Annotated in this window: 23 protein-coding genes and 1 tRNA gene; 12 read left to right on the plus strand and 12 right to left on the minus strand. The window is 72.0% G+C overall.

The features are described 5' to 3' along the window. The first annotated feature begins 18 nt into the window (after window positions 1-18). Both NDW01_RS18010 and mptB read left to right on the plus strand, forming a co-directional pair. Complete coding sequence (locus NDW01_RS18010; protein ID WP_252785170.1) at window positions 19-747, plus strand: glycosyltransferase family 2 protein; 729 nt, start codon at window positions 19-21, stop codon at window positions 745-747. Next, window positions 734-2401, plus strand: a complete 1668-nt coding sequence (mptB, locus tag NDW01_RS18015) for a polyprenol phosphomannose-dependent alpha 1,6 mannosyltransferase MptB (protein WP_252821977.1) — start codon at window positions 734-736, stop codon at window positions 2399-2401. The genes NDW01_RS18010 and mptB overlap by 14 nt, the downstream gene beginning before the upstream one ends. Here the strand turns inward: mptB and NDW01_RS18020 are convergent. Beyond that, window positions 2286-4547 carry a hypothetical protein gene (locus NDW01_RS18020; RefSeq protein ID WP_252821980.1) on the minus strand — a complete coding sequence of 754 codons (2262 nt, stop codon included), beginning with the start codon at window positions 4545-4547 and terminating at the stop codon, window positions 2286-2288. The two genes, mptB and NDW01_RS18020, sit on opposite strands and share 116 nt — an antisense overlap. Before the next feature lie 230 nt (window positions 4548-4777). Between NDW01_RS18020 and NDW01_RS18025 the strand changes: the two genes are divergently transcribed. From NDW01_RS18025 to pheA, 3 genes are all read left to right on the plus strand, one after another. Continuing rightward, on the plus strand, window positions 4778-6028 hold the full coding sequence (locus NDW01_RS18025) for a glycosyltransferase 87 family protein (protein ID WP_252821982.1): 1251 nt from the start codon (window positions 4778-4780) through the stop codon (window positions 6026-6028). Continuing rightward, window positions 6025-6480 (plus strand): DUF4446 family protein, encoded by a 456-nt coding sequence (locus NDW01_RS18030; protein ID WP_252821984.1) that lies wholly within the window; start codon window positions 6025-6027, stop codon window positions 6478-6480. Before NDW01_RS18025 ends, NDW01_RS18030 begins: the two co-directional genes overlap by 4 nt. 83 nt (window positions 6481-6563) lie before the next feature. After that, window positions 6564-7538 carry a prephenate dehydratase gene (gene pheA, locus NDW01_RS18035; protein WP_252821985.1) on the plus strand — a complete coding sequence of 325 codons (975 nt, stop codon included), beginning with the start codon at window positions 6564-6566 and terminating at the stop codon, window positions 7536-7538. A 61-nt stretch (window positions 7539-7599) separates the two neighbouring features. Here the strand turns inward: pheA and NDW01_RS18040 are convergent, their stop codons facing one another. Further along, window positions 7600-8403: an inositol monophosphatase family protein gene (locus NDW01_RS18040; protein ID WP_252821987.1), complete on the minus strand. Its 804-nt coding sequence runs from the start codon at window positions 8401-8403 to the stop codon at window positions 7600-7602. A 115-nt stretch (window positions 8404-8518) separates the two neighbouring features. Here NDW01_RS18040 and serS point away from each other — a divergent pair, with 115 nt between their 5' ends. Both serS and NDW01_RS18050 read left to right on the plus strand, forming a co-directional pair. Further along, window positions 8519-9778 carry a serine--tRNA ligase gene (gene serS / locus NDW01_RS18045; RefSeq protein ID WP_252821990.1) on the plus strand — a complete coding sequence of 420 codons (1260 nt, stop codon included), beginning with the start codon at window positions 8519-8521 and terminating at the stop codon, window positions 9776-9778. Further along, window positions 9775-10569, plus strand: coding sequence for an HAD family hydrolase (locus tag NDW01_RS18050; RefSeq protein ID WP_252785156.1), 795 nt, complete (start codon window positions 9775-9777; stop codon window positions 10567-10569). The genes serS and NDW01_RS18050 overlap by 4 nt, the downstream gene beginning before the upstream one ends. Window positions 10570-10634: 65 nt before the next feature. Here the strand turns inward: NDW01_RS18050 and NDW01_RS18055 are convergent, their stop codons facing one another. Continuing rightward, window positions 10635-11171 carry a bacterial proteasome activator family protein gene (locus NDW01_RS18055; RefSeq protein WP_305883792.1) on the minus strand — a complete coding sequence of 179 codons (537 nt, stop codon included), beginning with the start codon at window positions 11169-11171 and terminating at the stop codon, window positions 10635-10637. A gap of 13 nt (window positions 11172-11184) precedes the next feature. Then, on the minus strand, window positions 11185-12144 hold the full coding sequence (locus tag NDW01_RS18060; protein ID WP_252821993.1) for an NAD(P)H-quinone oxidoreductase: 960 nt from the start codon (window positions 12142-12144) through the stop codon (window positions 11185-11187). 187 nt (window positions 12145-12331) lie between these two features. Here NDW01_RS18060 and NDW01_RS18065 point away from each other — a divergent pair, with 187 nt between their 5' ends. Beyond that, window positions 12332-14224, plus strand: a complete 1893-nt coding sequence (locus NDW01_RS18065; RefSeq protein WP_252821996.1) for a MinD/ParA family ATP-binding protein — start codon at window positions 12332-12334, stop codon at window positions 14222-14224. 57 nt (window positions 14225-14281) lie between these two features. On the opposite strand, the gene NDW01_RS18070 is transcribed toward NDW01_RS18065, so the two are convergent. The 3 genes from NDW01_RS18070 to NDW01_RS18080 form a co-directional block, all read right to left on the minus strand. Beyond that, a tRNA-Ser gene (locus NDW01_RS18070) sits at window positions 14282-14370 on the minus strand. A gap of 103 nt (window positions 14371-14473) precedes the next feature. Beyond that, complete coding sequence (locus tag NDW01_RS18075; RefSeq protein ID WP_252821998.1) at window positions 14474-15124, minus strand: MOSC domain-containing protein; 651 nt, start codon at window positions 15122-15124, stop codon at window positions 14474-14476. A 71-nt stretch (window positions 15125-15195) separates the two neighbouring features. Continuing rightward, window positions 15196-15534 (minus strand): hypothetical protein, encoded by a 339-nt coding sequence (locus NDW01_RS18080; RefSeq protein ID WP_252822000.1) that lies wholly within the window; start codon window positions 15532-15534, stop codon window positions 15196-15198. Window positions 15535-15669: 135 nt separating this feature from the next. Between NDW01_RS18080 and NDW01_RS18085 the strand changes: the two genes are divergently transcribed. After that, window positions 15670-15831 carry a hypothetical protein gene (locus NDW01_RS18085; RefSeq protein ID WP_252785146.1) on the plus strand — a complete coding sequence of 54 codons (162 nt, stop codon included), beginning with the start codon at window positions 15670-15672 and terminating at the stop codon, window positions 15829-15831. 24 nt (window positions 15832-15855) lie between these two features. Here the strand turns inward: NDW01_RS18085 and NDW01_RS18090 are convergent, their stop codons facing one another. Then, window positions 15856-16608, minus strand: coding sequence for a M15 family metallopeptidase (locus tag NDW01_RS18090; protein WP_252822002.1), 753 nt, complete (start codon window positions 16606-16608; stop codon window positions 15856-15858). Window positions 16609-16707: 99 nt separating this feature from the next. On the opposite strand from NDW01_RS18090, the gene NDW01_RS18095 reads away from it, so the two are divergent. Next, window positions 16708-17022 (plus strand): hypothetical protein, encoded by a 315-nt coding sequence (locus NDW01_RS18095; RefSeq protein ID WP_252785138.1) that lies wholly within the window; start codon window positions 16708-16710, stop codon window positions 17020-17022. Between the two features lie 22 nt (window positions 17023-17044). Here NDW01_RS18095 and NDW01_RS18100 read toward each other — a convergent pair whose 3' ends face one another. After that, window positions 17045-17506 (minus strand): MarR family winged helix-turn-helix transcriptional regulator, encoded by a 462-nt coding sequence (locus NDW01_RS18100; RefSeq protein ID WP_252785137.1) that lies wholly within the window; start codon window positions 17504-17506, stop codon window positions 17045-17047. 144 nt (window positions 17507-17650) lie between these two features. Here NDW01_RS18100 and NDW01_RS18105 point away from each other — a divergent pair, with 144 nt between their 5' ends. Next, entirely contained in the window at window positions 17651-18643 is a 993-nt protein-coding gene (locus NDW01_RS18105; RefSeq protein WP_252822004.1) for a pirin family protein, read from the plus strand. 119 nt (window positions 18644-18762) lie between these two features. Here NDW01_RS18105 and NDW01_RS18110 read toward each other — a convergent pair whose 3' ends face one another. From NDW01_RS18110 to NDW01_RS18120, 3 genes are all read right to left on the minus strand, one after another. Beyond that, entirely contained in the window at window positions 18763-19272 is a 510-nt protein-coding gene (locus NDW01_RS18110) for a hypothetical protein (RefSeq protein ID WP_252822006.1), read from the minus strand. Window positions 19273-19444: 172 nt separating this feature from the next. After that, on the minus strand, window positions 19445-20305 hold the full coding sequence (locus NDW01_RS18115) for a DMT family transporter (protein ID WP_252822008.1): 861 nt from the start codon (window positions 20303-20305) through the stop codon (window positions 19445-19447). Beyond that, window positions 20305-21189, minus strand: a complete 885-nt coding sequence (locus NDW01_RS18120) for a MurR/RpiR family transcriptional regulator (RefSeq protein ID WP_252822011.1) — start codon at window positions 21187-21189, stop codon at window positions 20305-20307. The genes NDW01_RS18115 and NDW01_RS18120 overlap by 1 nt, the downstream gene beginning before the upstream one ends. A 24-nt stretch (window positions 21190-21213) precedes the next feature. Here NDW01_RS18120 and NDW01_RS18125 point away from each other — a divergent pair, with 24 nt between their 5' ends. After that, window positions 21214-22137 carry an oxidoreductase gene (locus NDW01_RS18125; protein WP_252822013.1) on the plus strand — a complete coding sequence of 308 codons (924 nt, stop codon included), beginning with the start codon at window positions 21214-21216 and terminating at the stop codon, window positions 22135-22137. Window positions 22138-22212 lie beyond the last annotated feature (75 nt).

The following is a 22212-nucleotide window of genomic DNA, read 5'->3' on the forward strand; positions in this document are numbered from 1 at the left end:
GCCACTACCATCGCCATCATGCAGGCGGACACGGCCGTCATCATCGCGGCCAAGGATGAGCAGGACCGGATCGCCGCGACGGTGGAGGCGGCGGCGTCGCTGCCCGGGGTGGACCTCGTCGTCGTCGTCGACGACGGGTCCACCGACGCGACGGGACGGCTGGCCGAGGGCGCGGGCGCGAAGGTCGTACGGCACTCGCGCAACCGCGGCAAGGGGGCGGCGATGGAGACGGGCGCCGCCGCCGTCCGGTTGCTGGACGGCGACGTCCCGCGTCATCTGCTGTTCCTCGACGCGGACCTCGGCGACACCGCCCGGCTCGCGGGGCCGCTGATCGAGCCGGTCCGTGCGGGCACGGCCGCGATGACGATCGCCGCGTTCTCCGAGCGGGTGAAGCTCGGCGGCCACGGCTTCGTCGTCCGCCTGTCCCGTGACGGCATCCAGCGCCTGACCGGCTGGACGCCGACCCAGCCGCTGAACGGCCAGCGCTGCCTCACCCGGCAGGCGTTCGAGGCGGCCCTGCCGCTCGCCCCCGGCTTCGGGGTCGAGACGGGGCTCACCATCGACCTCCTGCGCCAGGGTTTCAAGGTGACCGAGGTCGAGGTCGCCCTGTCGCACCGCGCCACCGGCACCGACTGGCGGGCGCAGCTGCATCGCGCCCGGCAGTTCCGCGACGTCGGACGGGCGCTCGCCGCCCGTGAACCCGCCGTGGCCCGGCAACTGGCCCGGCTCCGTCGTGACCCGCGCTGACCGACTGGGCTTCGCGGGGCTGTCCGCCGCGGCGCTCGGCCTGGGCTGCTTCCTGACCGTGGCACTGCTCGGACCGTCCGTGATGGAGCCCGTCCTGTCCGGCGGCGCCGGGCAGCCGCCGTACTCCCTCACGGCCCACCCTTCGGCGCACCTGGTCCTCGGGCTGACCGCGGCCGGTGTCGGGCTGTCGGCGCTCGGCCTCGGCCTGTGCCTCTTCGCGTCCCGGCGCGGCTGGTGGATCCGGCCGCGGATCCTGCTGATCGCCGGCGCCGTCGTGGCCGTCGCGTTCATGTTCATGCCGCCCATCGGCTCGGCGGACCACCTCAACTACGCGGCGTACGGCCGCATGGCGGTCACCGGCAACGACCCGTACGCCACGGCGCCGCGCGACCTGCCCGCCGACCCGGTCATCGGCGCGGTCCAGGACTGGCGGAACGCCCCCACCCTGTACGGCCCGATCGCGACGGCCCAGCAGAGCCTCGCCTCGCTGATCGGCGGAGACTCCGTACGGCTCACCGTCTTCGTGATGTCGGTGACCGAGGTGATGGCCTTCCTGGCCGTCGGGCTGCTGCTGGCGCACGCCGCCCGCGGCGACCGGGACCGCCGGCTGCGCGCGGCGCTGCTGTGGTCGGCCAACCCCCTCATCCTGTACGCCGTGGTCGCCGGGGCGCACAACGACGTCCTCGCGCTCGCGTTCGCGGTCGCCGGGCTCGTGGTGTTCGCGCTGCCCGACCCCCCGTGGGCGCGGCGGCCGGACGGCCGGACGCTCGGCCGCTGCGTCGCCGCCGGGATCCTCATCGGCGCCGGTGCCGCCGTGAAGCTCAACGTCGCGCTCGCCGGTGCCGGGCCGGGCTGGATCCTGCTGCGCGAGTGGTGGCAGGCCCGTGCCGCCGCCGGTTCCGCGCGACCGGCCGTACGGGCGGGCGCGGGCGCGGTGGCCGCCCGGCTGCCCGCGCCGCGCGGCGCGGCGCTCGTCCGGTCGCCCGCATCGCACGGGTCGGCGCTCGCCCGGCTGGTCGCGCTGCCCGGCGCGGCGCTCGTCGTCACCGGCCTGGCGTACCTCATCGCCGGGCCGCACGCGTTCGACCAACTGCAGCGCGCCTCGAAGGCGGTGGCGCTGGCCACGCCCTGGCACCTGTTCGCCGGGACGGACGGCGGGCTCCTGCTGACGCTGCCGCGCTCGGCCGTCCAGAACTCGGCCATCGTCCTGACCGCCGTCCTGGCCGTCCTGCTCCTGCGCGCCGCGCCCCCGTCCCGGCTGCGGGACGTCCGCGTCGCAGCCGACCCGACCGGCGAGGACGCGCTGCGGATCACCGCGGTGCTGGCGATCGCCTGGCTGTTCGCCGCGCCGTACGCCCTGCCCTGGTACGACGGCCTCGGCTGGGCGACGCTGGCGCTCGTGCCGTGGTCGCGACTCGACGGGCTCCTCCTGGCCCGTACGAGCGTGCTGGCCCTGGCCTACCTGCCCGCCCGCGACCCACGGCTCGCCGGGCTCCCGCGCTCCCTCGACTGGCTGATCACCGACGTGCGCTCGCGGATCACCCCGTGCTTGCTGACGGCTCTTCTGATCGCTCTGGTCGTGGTGGCACTTCGTTCCCGGCGAGCTCCAGCGCCCGTACGCTCGCCGCGAGCGCCAGCGGAACCGCGACCGTGAACGCCATCGCGGGGATCGCCGTGCCGGAGTCGTTGACGAGCATGCCGACCACCGCGGTGACCAGCGCGGCGGTGAGCGTGGCCCGCAGGGCGGGAGCGCGCTCGTAGGCCATGTGCAGCGCGGCGGCGCGCCAGGCCAGCGGCCGCAGCAGGCCGAAGAACAGGAAGCCGATGCCGAGCACGACGATCGCCGACAGCTGCCAGTGGCTGAACGTGCCGATCATGCCGAGGAACTTGCGCATCACGACCGTACCGGCGTCGCCGCTCGTCAGCTGGTCCCAGAACTCCCCGATGTGGGTCGGGTTCGCCCGCAGCGAGTCGAGGAACGAGACGCCCAGCACGAGCACGGCCCCGGCCGCGAGCACGGCGATGACCCGCGTGGGCCGGACCCCGCGTCCGGCGATCATGAATCCGAAGACCGTGAACCCGGGGATCACCGCGATGATGCCGCCGAAGTCCGCTCCCCACATCGGCCCGCCGTCGATGACCAGCGCGACCACCCCGGCCACGACCACGATGGCGAGGGGGACGACGCGCCGGTCGCCGCGCCGGGCGATGGCCAGGCCGGCCAGTGCGCCCGCCGCGATGATCAGCCCGGTGACCCACAGCGCGTAGGTCGTGTTGCCGAAGCCGTAGAACCGGCCGGCGACGACGGGGGTGTACCCGAGCATGCTGCAGTTCTGCAGGTGGTTCCCGGTCATCACGTCCAGGCTCAGGAACACCGCGGTCGCCCCGGCGACGATCGCGCCCGGCCCGGTCACGGACCGGCGCCACGGCCCGGCCAGCGCCGCGCCCGTGACCAGGACGGCGCCGACCAGGATCGCGGCCGCCAGCGTCAGCGCGGGATGCCCGCTGTGCCACCACGGGACGACGTTGGCCAGGAACGCCGCGACCGGCAGCGCCCCGGCGGCGAGCGCCAGCACCTTGGTCGCCGCGAGCCGCCGGTCGCTCTTGCGGCGCAGCGCCACCGTCGCGAAGGCGTACAGGGCGACCTGCACCACGATCAGGACGATGTAGAACGGCATGACGTACCGGCTGTAGATCCGCGCGTGGGTGTCGCGGTCCGCCATCGCGCGCACCACGCGGGACACCGACGCCGACTTCCGGCCGTCGAGGCGCCACGGCGAGCCCACCGCGTCCTTCGGCTGGGCGACGCCGAGGGTGTGCAGGATCGTCGACGTCACGTCGGTGAGCGTGACCAGGCCGCCCGTGCGCGTGGAGTTCGCGGTCAGGTAGCGCGGGGCGTATCCCGGCCCGGCGGCCATGGCGACGTGCAGGCGCTCGCTGCCGGTGTTGTCCGACAGGCCGGCCAGCAGCACGGTCGTGCCGGCGGGTGCCGCCCGCAGGATCCGGCCGACCTGCGCGTCGGCGGCCGATGCCGCCGCCGCACGGACCTTCGGAGTGACCCGGACCGGGTGGCCGTTCACGTCGACGCCGGCGTCGACGTAGGCGCGGACGACGTCGTCGACGTCGGCCACCGTGAGCGCGCAGCGCGACCACGCGTCGGCGGGCGTCTTGTCGGCCGACGGGTAGTACCCGTCGACGCGTCCGGCGCGGTCCGCCGCGCCGACCGCCGCGCCGGGACCGATCGCCGTCGTGCAGGCCCCGGCGCCGTGCACGGCGTCACCGAGGAGGCCCAGTTTCGACCCGTACTTGCTGTGGGCGTTGTCCTCGCGCATCCCGGCGAAGCCCGGGACGGACGTGCCGGTCGGCGCGGCCGGCAGGCCACAGCTGCCGTGGCGCAACTGGGAGCGCTGCCCGGCCGACAGGGTCAGCCAGCCGTCGATCGGGCAGGTGTGCCCGCCCACCGTCTTGACCGAGAGCATGCCGACGGCCGCCTGGCCCGTCAGCTTCCAGAGATTCGGGGTGCCGGTCCGGCGGATATCTGCCCAGCGCAGCCCGGGAACGCCGATGAGCAGCACCCGCCCACGGCTCTTCGCGGACCCGCCCGCGGCCGGCGGGGAGGCCGCCGAACCGGCGGAGGTGGTGGGCGTCGGCGTGGGACTCGCCGCCTCCGGTGTCGCCGTTCCCGGGCCGGCCGCGCCCGGTGTCGGCGACGCGTCGGTGGGCGCGGCGGTCGCCATGCCCGGCAGCAGACCCAGCGACGCGGCCGTGAACAGCACCACCACGGCGATCACAGCGCCCAAATGGTGACGTTCCGCCTTTCGTGGCCGTGCCACGATCACCTCCGGGAATCTTGGGACGCCCCCAGGCTAGTGCCGTGTCCACCATGCTCGCCGGTGTACTCCGCTTTGCCGATCTTCGCGTCCCGGTGGCCACGGCGGCGGCCCTTTCGTCACCGCGCGGTCCCTTTCCCGGCCGTTCACGGGCCCCGTACGGCACCGCAGCACTGCGCGCGGTGGGACAGGATGGACCCATGGCTGAGCGAAGGACGAAACGCGAGATCGCGATGGTCGTCGCGGGGCTCGCGATCGTCGTGGCCGCGGTGGGGCCGCTCGCGCTGCACTGGCTGACCAACGCGCCCGACCAGCGGATGGTCGACCTGGACGTCTACCGCTCCGGCGGGCAGGCCGTGCTGCGCGGCGCGCCGGTCTACGACTTCATGACCCAGCCGCCGCAGCTGCTGCCGTTCACCTATCCGCCGTTCGCCGTGCTGCTCGCGGTGCCGCTCGCCTTCCTCCCGTGGGCCGCCGCCCAGTGGGTGTGGGCCGGCCTCATCCTGCTCGCGTTGACGGTGACGGTCCGCTACGCCTTCCGCGGCCTGCTCCAGCGGTTCCCCGCGTGGGCGCCCGTCCTCACCGGGGTCCTCGTCGCGGTGTGCGCGTACCCGATGCCGCTACGGGACCAGTTCCGGTTCGGGCAGGTCGACGTCTTCCTCGTGGCGATGTGCGTGGCGGACTGCGCCGCGCCCCGTACGCGCTGGCCCCGCGGCCTGCTCGTCGGGCTCGCCACGGCGATCAAGCTGGTGCCGGGCGTCTTCGTCATCTACTTCCTCGTCACCGGCCGCCGGCGGGAGGCGGTCAACGCCATCGTCGGCGCCGCGGTCGCCACGCTCGGGACCTTCCTGGTCCTGCCGGCGGACTCGGCCGACTACTGGTTCGGCGCCCTGTTCGACAGCGAACGGCTCGGGTCCAACACCGCCACGACGAACCAGTCGATCCGGGGGATGCTGCTGCGGGCCTACCTGCCGAGCCCCGTCGTGGCCGCGCTGTGGCTCGCGTGCGCGGCGGTGATCGCCTACTTCGGCTTCCGCGCCGCGCGGCGTGCCGCGCAGGCGGGCGACGAGATCGGCGCCATCGCGATCACCGGGCTGGTGGCGGTGCTCGTCTCGCCGGTGTCCTGGATCCACCACCTCGCCTGGCTGGTCGTCGTCCTCGGCGCGCTGGCCGGAACCGGCCGCGACCGGAAGGGCCTCGCCCTCGCCGCCGGCGTGTGGCTGTTCTACGTCCTCACGATCCCGTGGTGGGGGATCGACCTGCTCGCCCACCACGTCGGCCCACGTCCGATCGGGCGGATCGTTCAGGACGCGTACGGCCTGGGGGCGGTCGTGCTCCTCTTCGTCTTCCACCGGCGGCGGCCGGCGAAGGGTGCTCCAGGGCCGGAATCCGAAAGTGATCGCGTGGATGCGTCGCGTGATGCGTCCCAGGTGGGTACGCTCAGTTCGTGATCCTCGTCACGATCGCCCTGGCCGCCGTCGGCATCGGGCTCCTCGGTCTCTACGCCGGGCTGACCGCCCGGCGTCGCGCCGCACAGGCGGTCGAGGAGTGCATCGAGCTGGTGCGCCGTCGCCTGGAGACGAGCGCCGACGTCACCGACGGCCGGGCCATCCGCGATGTCGCGATCGTCCACTACGACGCGCTGCGCGAGGACGCGGGAGGCCTGTCCTTCTCCCTGGCCCTCCTCAACGCCGCGGGAGACGGCGTCGTGCTCACTTCGATCAACGGGCGCACCGAGACCCGCACCTATGCCAAGATCGTGCACAGTGGCCGCAGCCTGCAGTTGCTTTCTCCAGAAGAGGACCAGGTCGTGCGCGCGGCCAGGCTCGGCCAAGGGCCGCAGATCCGGCTCGACGACGGGCGCGACATCGGCGTGAACGGGAGATCCTCGACGTCCACGTGACCGGCGAACGGTGCTTCCCAGCTGCGAACCGCCCGTAACCTGGGGTGACGCCGGATCTGTCCAGCAGCGGCAAAGGGGACTCCGTGACCGACGACAGCCCGCGAAACGTGGCCGCACCGGCCGACCGACCCGAGCTCTTCGCCTATTTCGGCCCTGAGGGCACCTTCACCGAGGCCGCCCTCCTCACCCTGCCCGAGGCGCGGCGGGGCAGCCGGGAGCCGTTCACCACCGTGCCGATGGCGCTGGACGCGGTCCGCCGCGGCGACGCGGACGCCGCGATGGTCCCCCTGGAGAACTCCGTCGAGGGCCCGGTGACCACGACCGTGGACGAGCTCGCCGACGGCGACGTGCTGCTCATCACCGGCGAGGTGCTCATCCCGGTGGAGTTCGCGCTGCTCGTACGGCCGGGCACCGCGCTGGAGGACATCAAGAACATCTGCACCCACCCGCACGCGCACGCGCAGTGCCGCCGCTGGCTGGCCCGTACGCTCCCGGACGCCCACGTGGCGACCGGGACGTCCACCGCCGGCGCCGCCATGGCCGTCGCCGACCCCACGTCGGGCTTCGACGCCGCGATCGCCGCGCCGATCGCGGGCGAGCGGTACGGCCTCGTGCCCGCCGCGGAGAGCATCGCCGACCGTCCGGGCGCGGTGACCCGGTTCGTCCTCGTCCGGCGGCCCGGTCCGCCCGCGGCGCCGACCGGGTTCGACCGCACCTCGCTGATGGCGTACATCACCGACGACCACCCGGGTGCGCTGCTGGAGTTCCTCACCGAGTTCGCGGTCCGCGGCGTCAACCTGACCCTGATCCAGTCCCGGCCGACCGGAGGCGGCTTCGGGCGCTACCGCTTCTGGATCGACTGTGAGGGCCACGTGGCGGACGCGCGGGTCGGCGAGGCGCTCATGGGCCTGCGCCGCATCTGCTCCGACGTGCGGTTCCTCGGCAGCTACCCGCGCGCCGACCAGGGCCGCATCGAGATCCGGCGGGGCACCCACGACAGCGATTTCGCCGAGGCGTCCGCCTGGCTGCACGCCATCCGCTCCGGCCACGACCTCTGACGCGATACGGCGGCGGCTCCGGTCCCGGAGCCACCGCCGACGAGTCGATCGCAAGATCAATCTAGGAGCGCCGGTCGGACAGCCGGGCCAGGACGGTGTCGTGCAGGAGGCCGTTCGTGACGATGGCGCAGTTCCGGTCGATGCGCGGCTCGCCCGCCAGATCGCTGAACCGCCCGCCGGCCTCCTCGACGATCACCTGGATCGGCGCGTTGTCCCAGATCTTGCCGCGCGGGTTGAGGCTGACGTCGCAGCGGCCCTCCGCCACCAGCATCTGCCCCCAGAAGCAGGCCGAGGCGAACTCGTACCGCGCGGCCCTCGACAGGCCGAGCAGGCCGGGGACGAGGCCGCGCGACTCCCAGTGATCCAGCGCCGCGTACGAGAGGTGGACGTCCGCCAGGTCGCCGACCCCGGACACCTGGATCCGCCGGCCCTCGCGCGCCGCGTCCGGCGCGCCGAGCCACGGCGGCCCGCTGGTGTACGCGCCGTGGCCGCGCGCCGCCCACCAGCGGCGGCCCATCGCGGGAGCCGACACGACGCCGACGGTGATCCGCCCGTGCTCCTCCAGCGCGATCAGCGTCGCGTAGACCTCGATGCCCCGCGTGTAGTTGTCGGTGTGGTCGACCGGGTCGAGGATCCAGCGGCGGCCTTCGCCCGGCGTCTCGTCGAACTCCTCGCCGAGGACGCCGTCGTCCGGCCGGTGCTCGGCGATCAGTGCCCGCAGCTCCCGCTCGGTCGCGAGGTCGGCCTCCGTCACCGCGGACCGGTCGGGCTTGGTCCGCACGTCGAGGTCGGCACGCCGGAACCGGCCCATCGTGACGGCGTCCGCCCGGTCGGCCAGGAAGAGCGCGAATGAGAGATCATCCATGCCCGCGACTCTGCCATCCGGGCCGCCCGGCCGCTGTCGGCCGGATCGGCCGGATCGGCCGGATGATCGGTTATCCGGTCGGTCCGGGGGCGGGGCGGGCGGTAGCCTCGTGTCTGTGATTGACCTGCGAGCCCTTCGAAACGATCCCGACCGGTTGCGCGCGAGTCAGCGCGCCCGGGGCGAGGACGAGGCCGTCGTCGACGCGCTGCTCGGCCTGGACGAGCGGCGCCGATCCGCGCTGAGCGCCTTCGAGTCGCTGCGCGCGGAGCAGAAGAGTTTCGGCAAGTCGGTGTCGAAGGCGCAGGGCGATGAGCGGCAGAAGCTGCTGGACCGGGCCAAGGAGCTCGCCCAGCAGGTGAAGGAGGCCGACGCCGAGGCCCAGCGGCTCGACCAGGAGCTGCAGGCCCTCCTGTTCACCGTGCCGAACGTCGTGGAGGAGGACGCGCCCGAAGGCGGCGAGGAGGACTACGTCGTCCTGGAGACCATCGGCACGCCGCCCGCGTTCGACTTCGAGCCGAAGGACCACCTGGAGCTCGGCGAGCGGCTCGGGGCCATCGACATGGAGCGCGGCGCGAAGGTCTCCGGTGCCCGGTTCTACTTCCTGACCGGGGTGGGCGCGCAGCTGCAGATGGCGCTGCTCAACCTGGCGATGGAGCAGGCGATCGAGGCCGGCTTCACCCCCATGATCCCGCCGGTCCTGGTGAAGCCGGAGTCCATGGAGGGCACCGGGTTCCTCGGCGCGCACGCGTCGGAGGTCTACCACCTGCCCGAGGACGACCTGTACCTCGTGGGCACCTCCGAGGTGCCGCTCGCGGCCTACCACCGCGACGAGATCGTCGATGCGCTGCCCCGGCGGTACGTCGGCTGGTCGTCCTGTTTCCGGCGGGAGGCCGGCTCGTACGGCAAGGACACCCGCGGCATCATCCGGGTGCACCAGTTCGACAAGGTCGAGATGTTCTCCTACTGCGATCCGGAGGACGCGCACGAGGAGCACCTTCGCCTGCTGAACTGGGAGAAGCAGATGCTCGCCAAGGTCGAGTTGCCGTACCGCGTGATCGACGTGGCGGCGGGCGACCTCGGAGCGAGCGCGGCCCGCAAGTACGACTGCGAGGCCTGGGTGCCGACGCAGAGCCGCTACCGCGAGCTGACCTCGACCTCCAACTGCACCGAGTTCCAGGCGCGCCGGCTGTCCGTGCGCTTCCGCGACGGCGAGGGCCGCACCCGTCCGGTGGCGACGCTGAACGGCACGCTGGCCACCACCCGGTGGATCGTCGCGATCCTGGAGAACCACCAGCAGGCCGACGGCTCCGTGCGGGTTCCGGAGGCGTTGCGCAAGTACCTCGGACGCGAGGTGCTCGAGCCCGTCACGCGATGACTCCCCGGGTCGTCGCCACGGACCTGGACGGCACCGTCGTCCGCAGTGACTACACGGTGTCCGAGCGCACCGTGGCGGCGTTCGCCCGTGTCGAGCGGGCGGGTGCCATGCTCGTCCTCGTGACGGGCCGCCCGCCGCGCTGGATGCGGTCCGTCGCCCACCTGGTCGCGCACCGGGGCCTGGCGATCTGCGCGAACGGCGCGATCACCTACGACCTGCACACCGAGCAGGTCGTGGACACGCACCTCATCCCCGTCGACCGGCTGCGTACGGCGGTCGCGGTGCTCGGTGAGGCGCTGCCGGGTCTGGGCTTCGCGGCCGAGTACGACGACGGGATGCTCTACGCGCACGGCTTCGAGCTTTCGTACTGGGACTCGCAGACGCCCCGTACGCCGACGCCGATCAGGGAGCTGGTGGCCCGGCCGGCGGCCAAGCTGCTGGCCCGCCACCCCGAGCTGGAGGCCGACGCCCTGCTGGCCGAGGCGCGACGGCTCGTGGGCGACCTGGTGCTGCCGACCCACTCGAACGGCGACCGGCTGATCGAGATCAGCGCGCCGGGGGTGTCCAAGGCGAGCACGCTCGCCGAGCTGTGCGGCCGGTACGGCGTCGAGGCCGCCGACGTCGTGGCGTTCGGCGACATGCCGAACGACCTGCCGATGCTGGAGTGGGCGGGCCGCTCGTACGCCGTGGCGAACGCGCATCCGGAGGTGCTGGCGGCCGTCCACCACAAGGTGCCGGCCAACGACGAGGACGGCGTCGCCCGCACGATCGAGGAGCTCTTCCCCGGCTGACCGGCCCCGGCGGTCGGGGGTCGGCGCGGGAGCCGGCGTGGGCCGGTCCCGCGCCGCCTGACGGTTTACAGGTACGGGCCGGACGAGCGGCCGTTGCCCGGGTCGTCCTGCTGGGGGATGACGCCGGGGGGAAGGGCGCGCCGCATCTGCTCCAGCTGGGCGCGGGCCGCCATCTGCTGGGCGAACAGCGTGGTCTGGATGCCGTGGAACAGGCCCTCGAGCCAGCCGACGAGCTGCGCCTGTGCGACGCGGAGCTCGGCCTCGCTCGGGGTGACCCCGGTGTCGGTGAACGGCAGCGAGATGCGTCCCAGCTCCGCGATCAGCTCGGGTGCCAGGCCGTCCTCGAGCTCCTTGATGGAGCGCTGGTGGATCTCGGCCAGGCGCGCTCGGCTGGCCTCGTCGAGCGGGGCGGCCCGGACCTCCTCCAGGAGCTGGCGGATCATGCTGCCGATGCGCATGACCTTGGCCGGCTGCTCGACCATCTCGGTGACCGGTCGTTCCTCCGACTCGCCGTCGCCCTTGGGCTCCCCGGCCACGATGGGCATGCCGTTGGGCCCGACGACGACGACCTGTGGGTCTTCGCTGTTCAGTGGATTATTCATAGATGTCCCAGTCTCACACCGTTAGAACGATCTTGCCGACGTGCGTGCTCTCCTCCATCACGCGGTGCGCCGTGGCGGCGTCCGCCATGGGAAGGGTACGGTCCACGATCGGGCGTACGGTCCCGTCCTCCAGCAACGGCCACACGCCCTCGCGTACCGCCGCGACGATTTCGGCCTTCTCCTTCAACGGCCGGGCGCGCAGCGAGGTTGCGTGCACGGACGCCCGTTTCGCCAGCAGCTTGCTCAGGTCGAGCTCTCCCACCCCGCCGCCCTGCAGGCCGATGACGACGAGGCGGCCGCCGGTGCCGAGGGCGTCGATGTTGCGGGGGAGGTACTTGGCGCCCATGATGTCGAGGATCACGTCGACGGGGCGGGCCGCCTCGACGAAGTCCTCCGTGCGGTAGTTGATCGCGACGTCGGCGCCCAGCTCCCGGCAGCGCTGCAGCTTCTCCTCGGTGCCGGCCGTGCACAGCACCCGTGCCCCGTGCGCCTTGGCGAGCTGGATGGCCATCGTCCCGATCCCGCTCGAACCGCCGTGCACGAGCAGCGACTCGCCCGCGCCGAGCCCGGCCACCATGAAGACGTTCGACCAGACGGTGCAGGCGACCTCCGGCAGGGCGGCCGCCTCGACCAGACTCAGGCCCCGCGGAACGGGCAGGAGCTGTCCCGCGGGCACGGCCGCGCGGGTGGCATATCCGCCCCCGCTGAGGAGCGCGCAGGCCTCGTCGCCGACCTTCCATCCGGTGACGCCGTCGCCGACCGCGGCGACGCGCCCGGACACTTCGAGGCCCGGATACTCCGATGCGCCTTCCGGTGGTGGATAAAATCCCCGTCGTTGCAGGGTATCGGCGCGGTTGACACCTGCCGCAACGACGTCGAGCAACACCTCGTCATGACCGATGACGGGGTCGGGCACTTCGCTCCAGTGCAATACGTCTGGATCGCCCGGTTTTTCGATGACGATGGCATGCATGGGTTTCACGGTAGCCGGGGATGCTCCAGCGACACGGTATTGGTCAATGCCTGTGGTGGCTTAGGCTGCGGATGAACATATCGTGCTGATTCATCCACTGCGCGTCCGCGAGGGGGACCTGGTGGCCAAGAACGATCAGGATAAAACGGGCCGTTCTCTTGAAGAGCAGCTCGCGTCTCTTGATGCCATGAACAGTGAGTCCGCCGAGCCGCGGGACCAAGCCGCGGAGGAGGCCGCGCCGCCCAACCCGTGGACGAACACCCCTCCGGCGCCGATGTTCCCCGCGCCGCCGGCGGACGCGGCGCAGCCGGCCGACGAGGAGCGGCCGGCCGGTGAGGGGCAGCCGCCGCACGCCTTCGGGACGCCGGGGTATCCGCCGCCGCCGGAGTTCGGCGTGCCCCCGCAGTTCCCGGGCGCGCCGTCGCAGGAGTACGGTCCCGGCTTCCTTCCCTTCCCGCAGCAGGGCTTCCCCGGCTCCGCGCAGGAGCCCCAGGACGGCGGGGCGGCCGAGCAGCGGAACTCCGGCCGGCACCCGCAGGACGACCGTACGGACGAGGCACCGGCCCAGCCGTACGACGCCGGGCCCGTGGATCCGGACGACGGCTCGGCGCCCTACGACGTGCAGCAGCCGTCCCCGCCGGCCGATCCCGCGGCCGACCGGGAGCCGGACCTCGACGACGCCGAGCGGACCCAGTTCGTCGAGCAGCAGCAGCGCCCCATCGCCGAGGTCACCCAGGCGGACGGCTTCGAGGTGTACGGCGACGGCGGCTACCCGGGCTACCCGCAGTACTCCGCTCCGGGGTTCGGCCCGGCGCCGTACGCGCCACCGCCGGCCGGTTACCCGGCGGCCGAGCAGGGCCAGCCCTATCCCGGCGCGGCTCCGGACTACTCGGCGCAGTACCCCGGACCCGACTACGGACCCCAGCAGTACCCCGGCCGCCCCGCCGAGCAGCCGGGCCAGCCCTACGCCCCACCGCAGTACGGCGGCCGGCCCGAGGCCGCGCCGTACGGCGGCCGGCAGGACGCCCCGCCCTTCCCCCAGCAGGAGGCGCCGCCGTTCCCGCAGGAGGCGCCGTCGTACGCACAGCCGGACGACGGCCCGCCGTTCCAGCCGCTGCCGGAGACGTACGCCCAGCAGCAGGGCGCCGGGCCGACCTCCGACAGCCTCAGCGCCGACACGCTGCTGCGCGGCCGGCGGCAGGCCCCCGCCAACGGCTGGCGCCGCGCGCTCTACAAGGCGTCCGGCGGCGTGATCCACCCGGGCGAGTCCCCGGCCGAGCTGCGCCGCCGCGAGCTGCTGGCCCGCGCCCGTACGCCGGTGGCCGGCGGCCACCACCGGGTCGCGGTGATGAGCCTCAAGGGCGGCGTCGGCAAGACCACGACGACGGTCGGGCTCGGCGCCACGCTCGCGTCGCTGCGCGGCGACCGGGTGATCGCGGTGGACGCCAACCCCGACCGCGGCACGCTGTCGGACAAGGTGCGGCTGGAGACCGCGACGACCGTCCGCGACCTGCTCAACGAGCACGAGCAGATCCAGCGGTACGCCGACGTGCGCGCCTACACCTCCCAGTCGCCGTCCCGGCTGGAGGTGCTCGCCTCCGACCGCGACCCGGCGGTGTCCGAGGCGTTCAGCGAGCAGGACTACCGCACGGTCGCGCACGTCCTGGAGCACTTCTACTCGATCTGCCTGACCGACTGCGGCACCGGCCTGCTGCACTCGGCGATGGCGGGCGTCCTCGGCCTGGCCAACCAGCTCGTGCTGGTCAGCTCGCCGTCGGTGGACGGCGCCCGCTCGGCCTCGGCGACGCTGGACTGGCTGGAGGCCCACCACTACGGCGAGCTGGTCCGCGGCGGCGTCGTCGTGCTGTCGATGGTGCGGTCGCGCAGCCGCAGCACGGTGGATCTCGACCGGCTGCAGGCCCACTTCGAGAGCCGCTGCCGCGCCGTCGTCCGCATCCCGTACGACCCGCACCTGGAGGAGGGCGCGGAGGTGGAGCTGGACCAGCTCTCCCCCGCGACGAGGGACGCCTACCTCGTCCTGGCCGCGACGGTCGGCGACGGCTTCGCCTGGCCGCGCTGACCCCGGAACGAACGCGAGAGGCCGCCGCCCGGCACGGGCGGCGGCCTCTTCGCTCGGCGGAGGGTGTGGGATTCGAACCCACGAGGACTGTCCCCAGCCCTGGGCGCTTTCAAGGCGCCTGCACTAGTCCACTATGCGAACCCTCCAAGTGGTCAACACCTTAGCGGCACGGGCAAGGCCGCGCGCGCCGGACACCTGCCGGAGCCGGACACCTGTCGCACGCCGGGTCTCGCCGAGGCGGGCGAGGTGTCAGCCGGTGCGGCGGCGTACCCGTCGCCGGTCCTCTTGCGGCAGGGCCTCGGCCACCGACAGCCTGGGCAGCAGCTCCGGCTCGGAGGTCAGGGCGCGGAAGGCCAGCGCGACGGTGACGTCGTGTGCCGGGCGGTCCTCGACCGTGATCGAGTCGCCGGCCCGGATGTCGCCCGGTTCGACCACCCGGAGGTACGCGCCGGGGAGGGCGGCCCGGGTGAACCGCTTGATCCAGCCCTGCTGCTCCATCCAGCCCTGGAAGGTGCCGCAGGGGATGCGCGGGCAGGAGACCTCGAGCAGCACCCGCTCGCCGACGCGCCAGCGTTCGCCGATCAGGGCGCCGTTCACGTCGAGGCCGGAGGTCGTGAGGTTCTCGCCGAAGACGCCGTCCGGCAGCTCGCGGCCCAGCTCCGCCGCCCAGCCGTCCAGGTCCTCGCGTGCGTAGGCGTACACCGCCTGGTCGTCGCCGCCGTGGTTCCGCACGTCGTACACGCGGTCACCGGCGAGGCCGACGGCACCCGTGCCCTTCGGCCCCGGCGCGGTGACGGCGACCGGCCCGTCGACGGGACGCTTGTCGATGCCCGTGATCCCCGTTGTCTTCCACGGGTTCGGCCGGGGCCGTCCGATGTTGACCGAAAGGAGCAGCGCCATGGTCGAACGGTAAGCGGACGGCGCGCCGTGCGCGACTGATTTGTCCTCGGCTTCGTCCGCCGGCCGGAGGCTCATCCGTCCGAGGGCCAGTGCCGCCAGTCGAACGCGTCCCGCCATCCCGGTGCGTCGGCCGCCCAGGCGGTGAGAACCTCGTGGACCTGCCAGAGGTCGACGGCGACGGCCTCGAAGTGCCGGTCGGCCGCGCCCTCGCGATACTCCACGGCGAACGTCCCGTCGACCTCCCGGTACACCTGCATGTAGTGGCCGGTGCCGGGCGCGTCGAGCCGATCGACGATGAGGTACTGGTTGTCCGGTCCGAGCTCGTCCAGCAGCCGGAGGAGGAGGGCGCCGGAGGGAGCGTCGTACGCCGCGCCGCGCGCTGTTTCAGCACGCACTTCCGATCCGCCCATGCGTGTCACGTTATGTGACGCTTCCGAGGTTGGAAAGCACGGACGCCGGCCGCCCGACGTCCCTGGTCACGCCCGGTCTCGCCGGATGTCGCGAAAGGTCGGTGACCTCGGCGTATCTCCACTATCTTCACGTGCATGCCGAAAAACGAACAGGATCCTGCGGGCAGCACCCAGCAGTTCCGGGCGTTCGCCAACCGGGGAGACTCCGCGTCGTCCGGTCCGAACACCGGGCTGATCATCGGCGGCGGGGTCGTCCTGCTGGTGGTCATCGTGGTGATCGCGCTCCTCGTCATCTGACGGCGGCACGCCCGCCGCGACCGGTCAGTGGCCGCTCTCCGAGAAGTGCTGGAAGTCCCAGGGGCCGCCCCACGTGCCACCCCAGCCCCAGCCGATCGAGCGGAAGGCCCGGACCACCTTGTCACCCGCGTGGATCACGCCGGGGTCCTTGCGCTTGCGGTCGCCGTACTTGACGCAGCGCGGGTGCTCGATGTGACCATTGGAGTGCACGTAGGGGTTCTCGCACGTGTTGAGGTCGACGGCGAGCCCGTACGCGTGCTGCGACCAGTTGCTGGACCCCGTGGCGTTCCGGCAGTTGAACGCCGAGGTGTTGTCGGCCTCGATCGAGTCGAAGTCGCTGCCCTTGTACTTGTCGACCAGCTCCATGCGCCGGATCGGATAGCGCTGGTCGTACAGCTTGTGGAAGACGCTCACGACCTTGGCGGCCACGCGGGCGTTGACCACCATCTCGCCCTGGTGCGGCTTGTGGTCCATGCCCCAGTACGTCATCCGGATCAGCCGGAGGCCGTCGAGACCGACCGGGCAGCCGGAGTGCCAGGAGTACTTGACCGTCGCGCGCGACGGGATCTTCGAAATCTTTGCGGTGAAGGCCTGCGGCCTCGCCGAGGCCGTTGCGGAAGGCGAGGAGGTGGGGGTGGCTGAGCCCGGAGTGGTGACCGGCGACGTCGCCGCCGGCGCGGCCGGTGGACGGGCCGTCGTACCGGACGATCCTCCGCCACAGGCCGAAAGTGCCAGCGCCGCGCCACCCAGGACGGCGGCCAGGGTCAGGCGTTCCATAACGGAAGGATTACATGCGGGCGCCGATGCTTCGTCCGTGATCGGCGGGCGAACTAGTCTGCCGCTACGGCCGGGGCAGTCGATCCGCGAGGACCGATCATGACGGATACGGGCGAGAAGCGGCGACCGACCCTCGGCATGCGTGAGATCACCGCTGTCGGTAGCGGACTCGTCACCTTCATCCTCGTCGACTCGATCATGATGTACTCCGCCCTCGAGATGAACCTCTCCGGCGGCAAGGACTTCAGCCTGCTGGCCCAGGCGCTGGCGCTGCTGCTGCTGGCGTTCGGGCTCGGCGGCTTCCTCGCCTGGAAGATGACCGGCTTCACCCGGTTGTACGGCGTCGGGCTAATGTGCGGCTGGACGTTCATGACGCTGTTCTCGCTCGGCTTCTGCACCGGGCTGAACTCGTGACGTGACCTCGGCCGACCTGTGCTCAGCGGGCCTTGCCGACCTGCTCGACGACGGCGCTGAAGGCCCGGCCGACCGCCTTCAGATCCTCCGGGTCGATGACATCGATGAAGTACTCCCGTACGGTGGCGACGTGATCGCGCGCGGCCCGCTCCAGGAAGGCGAAGCCCTTCTCGGTGAGCTCGGCGTTGACTCCGCGCTTGTCGTCGCCGCACGTGCCGCGCGAAACGAGACCCTTGCACTCCAGGCGCGCGACGGTGTGGGAGAGGCGGCTCCGCGACTGGCTCGCGTACTCGGCGAGCTCGGCCATGCGCAGCCGCCGGTCGGGGGCCTCGGACAGCCGCACGAGGATCTCGTACTCGGCGGTGGTCAGCCCGTGCTTGGCCTTCAGGTCCCGGTCGAGGAGGTCGGCCAACCGGACGCTGCCCTCGATGTAGGCGCGCCAGTCACGCTGTTGGGAGGCATCGAGCCAGCGCGGTTCGCTCATGTCTCCATGATACTTATTGGTTGAAGATTCAACAAGCTTGGACTAGCGTGCGGTGCGGCTGTTCGGCGTGCCGGAGCGAGGGTGCGGCGGAATAGTTGAAGATTCAATCACGTTCGACTGGTCGTATCGACCGAGGAGGACCCGATGCCCGCCGTCACCGCAGACCCGCTGACCCTGACCCGACTGCCCCGCCTGCCGGAGCAGGACACCGCCTGGCGGCCCGTCGCCAAGGTCGTCACCGCCTCCAAGCACCTCGAAGGAGAGGGCTTCCAGGTCCGCCGGCCGTTCCCCGGCATCGACCTGTCGCTGGCCGACCCGTTCCTCCTGCTCGACCACATGGGCGCGGTGGAGTACGCGCCGGGTGAGGCGAAGGGCACGCCGTGGCATCCGCACCGCGGCTTCGAGACCGTGACCTACATCATCGACGGCGCCTTCCAGCACCAGGACACCACCGGCGGCGGCGGACTGATCACCGACGGCGCCACCCAGTGGATGACCGCGGGCGCCGGGATCCAGCACATCGAACAGCCCACACCCGAACTGGTCGCCAAGGGCGGGCTCTTCCACGGCGTGCAGCTGTGGGTGAACCTGCCGCGCGCCCAGAAGCGGGTGCCGCCGCGGTACCAGGACATCGAGTCCCGTGACGTGGCGCTGCTGTCCAGCGACGACGGCTCGTCCGTCGTCCGGGTCATCGCCGGCGAGCTGGCCGGGCACCAGGGGCCCGGCGTGACGTACACGCCGATCACCTACCTGCACGCGACGGTCGCGCCCGGCGCGCGGCTCACCCTGCCGTGGCCGCGTGACTTCAACGCGCTGGTGTACGCCCTGTCGGGCCGTGGCCAGGCGGGGCCGGACGGGCGGCCGGTGGACGAGGGGCAGCTCGCGGTCTTCGGCAAGGGCGACGCGCTCACCGTCACGGCGGCCGACTCGCAGCCGCTGGCCGGCCGGAACGGCTGGGAGATCCTCATCCTCGGCGGCCTGCCGATCCGGGAGCCGATCGCGCGGTACGGCCCGTTCGTGATGAACACCCGCCAGGAGATCCTTGAAGCGTTCGAGGACTTCCAGGCCGGCCGGATGGGCACCGTCCCCGCCGAGAAGGTCCCGCACCGCAGCGCCGCCGACGAACCGCTCGCGTAACACACGGGTGGTGGCCGAGCCGGTGTGCCGGGCGGTCGTGATCGGGGGCGTGGATCGTCATCCGCGAGGGGCCCCGGTCCAGCAGGACCGGGGCCCGAGCGTGTCGGTGACCTCCTGTCTCAGCGCTTGACCACGTAGGTGTCCACAGCGCTGAACTCATCCGGGGTGTGGCCGGTCTTCGTGGTGAACCCGCCCGAGACGCGGAGCCTGGTGCCCTTGTCGGCGTGGATCGCGGGGGATTCGACGGTGCCGCGGGTGTGGACACTGGTCGCGTGCGGCGCGTTCCAGCGGTGGTGCTTGGCGTCGTAGGACTGGATCCGCGCGAACGTCTCGTGGGCGTGGCGGGTGAACGACTTCCGCTTCACGACCCGAACCCAGGCCGTGTGGCACGTGGCCGAGCGGAGGATCTCCAGCCTTCCGCCATCGGTGCCGTCGTCGCCCTTCAACAACCCGTCGAGTTCCATTGCCGCGACGACCTTGCCGGCGACCTTGCCGTGCTCGGTGGCGCAGGAGGCCGTGACGGGGGCGGTGGTGTCGGCGAACGCGCTCGAGACGGGCACGCTCGCGGCGATGCCGCCGGCGACGGCGGCCGCGGCGACGAGGGCGGACAGACGATTGATCTTGCTCATGGGTCTCCTCTGTGGCCTGGGGCTCTCCGCGGGATGGATCCCCCGGATTTCCGGACAACTGATGAGACATCCGGCCGGGAGGGGGGGTTCTGACGGGCCCGGTTAAAGATCGTTTGGGTTATGTGAGGGAAAATCCAACTTTGTCGGAGGGGAGGGTCCGTCTCGGAGGGCGTCAGAGGCTGACCGCCGCGATGCCGGCGAGGACGATCGCGGCGCCGATGATGCGGCGCGCGAGGTGGGCTTCGTGAAAGAGCCGCCAGGCGAGGAGGGATCCGACGACGATGGAGGATTCGCGCAGGGGGGCGACGAGCGCGACGGGGGCGGTCCGCATGGCGGTGAGGACGAGGATGTAGGCCAGCGGGGAGAACACCGCGACGGTCAGGATCGGCACCGCGTTCGTCCGGATGGCGGTCTGGATCTGATCCCGTCGGTGGAGGGCGCGTGGGGTCAGGAGCAGGCTCTGCAGCAGGAACGCGCCGGTGAAATAGGTCACGGGGGCCTGGTGCAGGGACGTGACCGAGTAGCTGTCCCAGAGGGTGTACGCCGCGATCGTGGCACCGGTCGCGGTGCCCCAGAGCACGCCGCGAAGGGGGTGGCGTTGGCCGCTTCGGAAAGGGTTGCCGGCGACGACGACGATGCCGGCGACGACGACGATGGCACCGATCACCGCGATCCCGGTCGGCCGCTCTCCGAGCAGGAGGATCGCGGACAGCATCGTCAGAACGGGCCCGGTCCCACGAGCGACGGGGTAGACCAGGCCGAGGTCGAAGCGGTCGTAACCGGCCTGCAGTGTCAAGGAGTACACCGCGTGCAGTACGGCCGAGACGATCGAACCGGCCGCGAGCTGCCAGCTCACCGGCTGCGTGCCGGCGATCACGGGGGCGATGCCGATCGGCACGCACAGCAGCGCCGCCGCGCAGGTGTAGGCCCAGACGAACAGGATGGTGTCGCCTCGTTTGTACTTCGACATCGTGTTCCAGACCGCATGCGCGACCGCGGCGACGAGGACGATGGCAATGGTGCCGGGCCGCATCAGTAGATGTCGGGGAGGTCGATGCTCGCGTGCGCGGCTCGGCGGCTTCGGTCCGGGTCCCGGACGGCGAGAGCGGCTGCGAGCGCGTCGATGACGACGAGGTGGGCGAGCCGGCTTCCCGCAGCGGCCATTTGCGCCGGCAGGGGTGCGCCGCCGACGACGAGGGCGATGTCGGCGAGGACGGCGAGCGGCGTGTCGTACTGATTGGTGATCGCGATCAACGTCGCGCCGGCGGAGCAGGCGGCGTCGGCGACACTGACCGTCGATGAGGTGCGTCCCGTTGAGCTGACGGCGATGACGACATCCTCGACGCCGAGGAGGCGCATCGCGATCATCGCCGACTCGTGGTCCGGGATGGCCGAAACCTTCACGCCGAGTGCGCGGAGACGGAACACGGCGTCCGCGGCGACCGCCGCGGATGTGCCTGCACCCACGACGATCACTTGACCCGCTCTTCGCAGCGCGGTGACCGCTTCGTCCAGAGCGGTGAGGTCCAGGGCGCCACTGAGTGCGGTCATCGCGTCGATGCCCGTTCGTACCGATGTCTCCAGCACGGTGGCCGTCGAGGCGTTCTCGGCGAGTGCTTCGGAGGGCGCGAAGAACTCGGTGGTCCCACGGGCGCGAGCGATCTCGAGCTTGAGTTCGGTGAAGCCGTTGAACCCGATCGCGCGCGCGGCGCGGACCACGCTCGGGGCGGACACACCGGCGCGCGCGGCGACCTGCGAGGTCGTGCTCGTGCCGACGAACAACGGATCCGAAAGCAGGAGGTTCACCACCTTCGCCTCACTCGCGGCGAGACCGCCGCTGCGAGCCTGGATGATCCCGAGCCATCGCGTGAGCGGACCATCGCCGAGAGAAACGTCATTACCTCTGCCGTCGGACATGTGTAACAGCGTAACCTGGTCGCCATGGCCAAGATCGACTCTCCAGAGAAGATGGCAACGTCCAGGCACCCGACCGTCGCCGTTGTAGGTCCGGGGGCGATCGGCACCACCGTCGCGGCGGCGCTGCATGAGGCCGGCCGGACCCCGATGCTCTGTGGCCGCACGGCTCGCGAGTGCCTGAAGCTGCAGGACGCCGAAGGTCTCGTCGTCGTGCCCGGCCCGGTGCTGACCGATCCAGCGCAGACCGAAGAGGCGGTCGACCTTGTCTTCCTCGCCGTCAAATCGACACAGGTCGACGCGGCGGCGCCATGGCTGTCGGCGTTGTGCCATGCGGACACCGTGGTCTGCGTTCTGCAGAATGGCGTCGAGCAGGAATCGACCCTCGCGCCCTACGTCCCCGACCGCCCGGTACTGCCCTCTGTCGTGTGGTTCCCGGCCCAGGCCCAGCCGGGCGGTTCGGTGTGGCTGCGCGGCGAAGCCCGCCTGACCGTGCCGGACGTACCGGCGGCCCGGGTGGTGCTTGATGCGCTGCGCGGCACCCGGTGCTCGGTCGATGTGGCCGCGGACTTCACGTCCGTGGCGTGGCGCAAGCTGCTCCAGAACGCGGTCGCCGGGCTGATGGTTCTCAGTGGCCGCCGTTCAGGCATGTTCCGCCGCGCCGACATCGCCCGGTTGTCCCTGGACTACCTGAAGGAGTGTCTTGAGGTCGCCCGCGCGGAGGGTGCGGTCCTGGGCGACGAGGTGCCGCAAGAGATCGTCGCCGCGTTCCAGGCGTACCCGGCCGACATGGGCACCTCCATCCTCGCCGACCGTGAAGCCGGCCGGCCGCTCGAATGGGATCTCCGCAACGGTGTCATAGTGCGGCGCGGGCGAGCTCATGGCATCCCGCTGCCGATCAGCGATGTGGTGGTGCCACTGTTGGCATCCGCGAGCGACGGACCCGGCTGACCCCGAGCACCAATTCCCCCCAATCGGCGGAAACCACTCTCCCGAGGGGGAGTGCTCATTTCGAGGTGTCTACTA

This window comes from Actinoallomurus soli (genome assembly GCF_024055715.1).
Lineage (GTDB): Bacteria > Actinomycetota > Actinomycetes > Streptosporangiales > Streptosporangiaceae > Actinoallomurus > Actinoallomurus soli.

Coding starts and splice junctions, on each gene's coding strand:
- NDW01_RS18105 (WP_252822004.1), top strand. CDS start 17,651: ATGCCCGCCGTCACCGCAGACCCGCTGACCCTGACCCGACTGCCCCGC.
- NDW01_RS18040 (WP_252821987.1), bottom strand. CDS start 8,403: ATGGATGATCTCTCATTCGCGCTCTTCCTGGCCGACCGGGCGGACGCC.
- NDW01_RS18025 (WP_252821982.1), top strand. CDS start 4,778: ATGGCTGAGCGAAGGACGAAACGCGAGATCGCGATGGTCGTCGCGGGG.
- NDW01_RS18080 (WP_252822000.1), bottom strand. CDS start 15,534: ATGGGCGGATCGGAAGTGCGTGCTGAAACAGCGCGCGGCGCGGCGTAC.
- NDW01_RS18120 (WP_252822011.1), bottom strand. CDS start 21,189: ATGTCCGACGGCAGAGGTAATGACGTTTCTCTCGGCGATGGTCCGCTC.
- NDW01_RS18050 (WP_252785156.1), top strand. CDS start 9,775: ATGACTCCCCGGGTCGTCGCCACGGACCTGGACGGCACCGTCGTCCGC.
- NDW01_RS18085 (WP_252785146.1), top strand. CDS start 15,670: ATGCCGAAAAACGAACAGGATCCTGCGGGCAGCACCCAGCAGTTCCGG.
- NDW01_RS18095 (WP_252785138.1), top strand. CDS start 16,708: ATGACGGATACGGGCGAGAAGCGGCGACCGACCCTCGGCATGCGTGAG.
- NDW01_RS18110 (WP_252822006.1), bottom strand. CDS start 19,272: ATGAGCAAGATCAATCGTCTGTCCGCCCTCGTCGCCGCGGCCGCCGTC.
- NDW01_RS18075 (WP_252821998.1), bottom strand. CDS start 15,124: ATGGCGCTGCTCCTTTCGGTCAACATCGGACGGCCCCGGCCGAACCCG.
- NDW01_RS18010 (WP_252785170.1), top strand. CDS start 19: ATGCAGGCGGACACGGCCGTCATCATCGCGGCCAAGGATGAGCAGGAC.
- NDW01_RS18065 (WP_252821996.1), top strand. CDS start 12,332: ATGAACAGTGAGTCCGCCGAGCCGCGGGACCAAGCCGCGGAGGAGGCC.
- NDW01_RS18100 (WP_252785137.1), bottom strand. CDS start 17,506: ATGAGCGAACCGCGCTGGCTCGATGCCTCCCAACAGCGTGACTGGCGC.
- NDW01_RS18125 (WP_252822013.1), top strand. CDS start 21,214: ATGGCCAAGATCGACTCTCCAGAGAAGATGGCAACGTCCAGGCACCCG.
- NDW01_RS18115 (WP_252822008.1), bottom strand. CDS start 20,305: ATGCGGCCCGGCACCATTGCCATCGTCCTCGTCGCCGCGGTCGCGCAT.
- NDW01_RS18055 (WP_305883792.1), bottom strand. CDS start 11,171: ATGAATAATCCACTGAACAGCGAAGACCCACAGGTCGTCGTCGTCGGG.
- NDW01_RS18060 (WP_252821993.1), bottom strand. CDS start 12,144: ATGCATGCCATCGTCATCGAAAAACCGGGCGATCCAGACGTATTGCAC.
- NDW01_RS18090 (WP_252822002.1), bottom strand. CDS start 16,608: ATGGAACGCCTGACCCTGGCCGCCGTCCTGGGTGGCGCGGCGCTGGCA.